This window comes from Melaminivora alkalimesophila, assembly GCF_000282995.1.
GTDB classification, from domain to species: Bacteria; Pseudomonadota; Gammaproteobacteria; order Burkholderiales; family Burkholderiaceae_C; genus Melaminivora; species Melaminivora alkalimesophila.
Genome location: NZ_ALEE01000032.1, coordinates 1 through 1582, shown reverse-complemented (window position 1 = coordinate 1582; position 1582 = coordinate 1). Strand labels below are relative to the sequence as shown.

The 1582-nt window shown below is 51.5% G+C and carries 3 protein-coding genes; all 3 read right to left on the bottom strand.

Annotated elements, in window-relative coordinates; genetic code table 11:
- Nucleotides 1–220 (bottom strand): hypothetical protein (locus A612_RS17645; protein WP_206536099.1); only part of this gene is annotated, 220 nt, incomplete at its 3' end.
- A 117-nt stretch (nucleotides 221–337) separates the two neighbouring features.
- Nucleotides 338–655, bottom strand: a complete 318-nt coding sequence (locus tag A612_RS16195; RefSeq protein ID WP_075806982.1) for a DMT family transporter — start codon at nucleotides 653–655, stop codon at nucleotides 338–340.
- A 104-nt stretch (nucleotides 656–759) separates the two neighbouring features.
- Nucleotides 760–1386, bottom strand: coding sequence for a hypothetical protein (locus A612_RS16825; protein WP_141630300.1), 627 nt, complete (start codon nucleotides 1384–1386; stop codon nucleotides 760–762).
- Nucleotides 1387–1582 lie beyond the last annotated feature (196 nt).

The window sequence follows — 1582 nt, the reverse complement described above, 5'->3', positions numbered from 1 at the left end:
TATCATCTAACGGCGTAGTTTCATGTCTTAATATTTCAGCACGGAGTATGTGATAGAAAGCAAGCCGAAGCTTTTCCGGCGCATTAGTTGTGTTCTGTAGATGTGATATCGCTGCGCTGACCATTGCGAGGGCTGTCGCCTTGATGGAGTGCTTCTCTGCAATGGCATGGCCCATGTAGAACGCCTTTAAGGCGAGAACTCTTTCAGTTTCTACAGCCATGACTACCTACCTAACGTAGAGCTAACCGGCGCTGCGCGGCTTTATCGCGCAGCGTCCAGCGACTGAAAGGAGCGAGGTTGAGCGCCGGGTTAGCGCGCTGGAACAACATAGACGGTTTTAGTGGGAGAGTTTAAGGGTTGCAACACCTGCAACGATTAGTGCGACGCCAAAGTAGCGCCCGATGCTGCTTGGATCACCATAAAAAAGAACGCCAACAACGAACGTACCCGCAGCACCGATGCCCGTCCAAATTGCATAAGAGGTGCCAATCGGGATCTCTTTTTGCGCAAGCCATAAGAGAAACCCGCTAATCGCCATAAAGGCCACGGCAACAATGATGCCGGTGACTCTTGTTTCAGCTTCTTGCGCCATTTTGAGACCGACAGGCCAGCCTATTTCAAAAGCTCCTGCGAGAAGCAAATAAACCCAAGCCATGGCATTCCTCCTTCTGCTGGTGTGGAAACGGTAAGCGCTAACGCCTGAATTAAGCCGCGCCACGAAGTGGCGTCGGCTTGAATGAATTGTTAGGCGGATGCTCGTTACTCTGGAACAGCAAGCTTTTCTCCATCGCTGAATACGATCATCTCAGGAACAAATTTTGTCGTGTACTTCCCGTCTTCTAAGTTCCAAACGGCCCGGTGCGAGTCAATGAACTGGTTGTAGTCTCGGCCACCAGTCCACACAACAGTTTTCCCCGGCTCAATGCTCTCACTTATCCTGAAATTGACTGCGCCAATCTCTTTGTCGAAAACATCAATGAACTTGATCTCTCCGGAAACGCCGACGATTGGTCTTTCCGTATTGTTCTGAGCGCCAATACGAAATTCCTGATACTCGCTATAGCGTCCGATATTGTAGTTCTTCGGTAGCTCGCGCTTGGCCAGCAACGTGACAGTTACTGCCTTGTTGAGTTGCTCAAGTGCTGCCGCCCGCTCTTGCTCAAGCTTCTTCTTTAGTGCTTCTTCCTCGGCGCGCTTGGCTGCCTGTTCGTTCTCCCACTTTGATTGAGCCTCAATTGCTTGGCCTATGGTCATTCCTGTTGGGATTCCACCGCCGCCGAACACCTCGCCCATTTTTACTCGCATCAGGTAGGCCGCAACCTTCTCTCTATCTGCGTCCGAGAGCTTCTTGATTTCTGGAGCAAGCTTCTCATCCCAGGAGTCCACGTCAGATGGAATGACTGCATCCGTTGGCTTAGAACAGCCACTGAGCATCAAGATAGCCGCTATTACGGTCGTTGCGAGAAGCCTCATATTTACCCCCTATTGAAAGGAATTTTTCCCCGAAAGGATGAGTGCCGACGTGATGCTACTCATCCGCCTAACAGCTGAGTTCAGCCGCCGCCGTAGGCGGTCGGCTGCG

Bases quoted from the DNA above. Each gene is read 5' to 3' on its own strand.
- A612_RS16195 (WP_075806982.1), bottom strand. From the start codon at position 655: ATGGCTTGGGTTTATTTGCTTCTCGCAGGAGCTTTTGAAATAGGCTGG.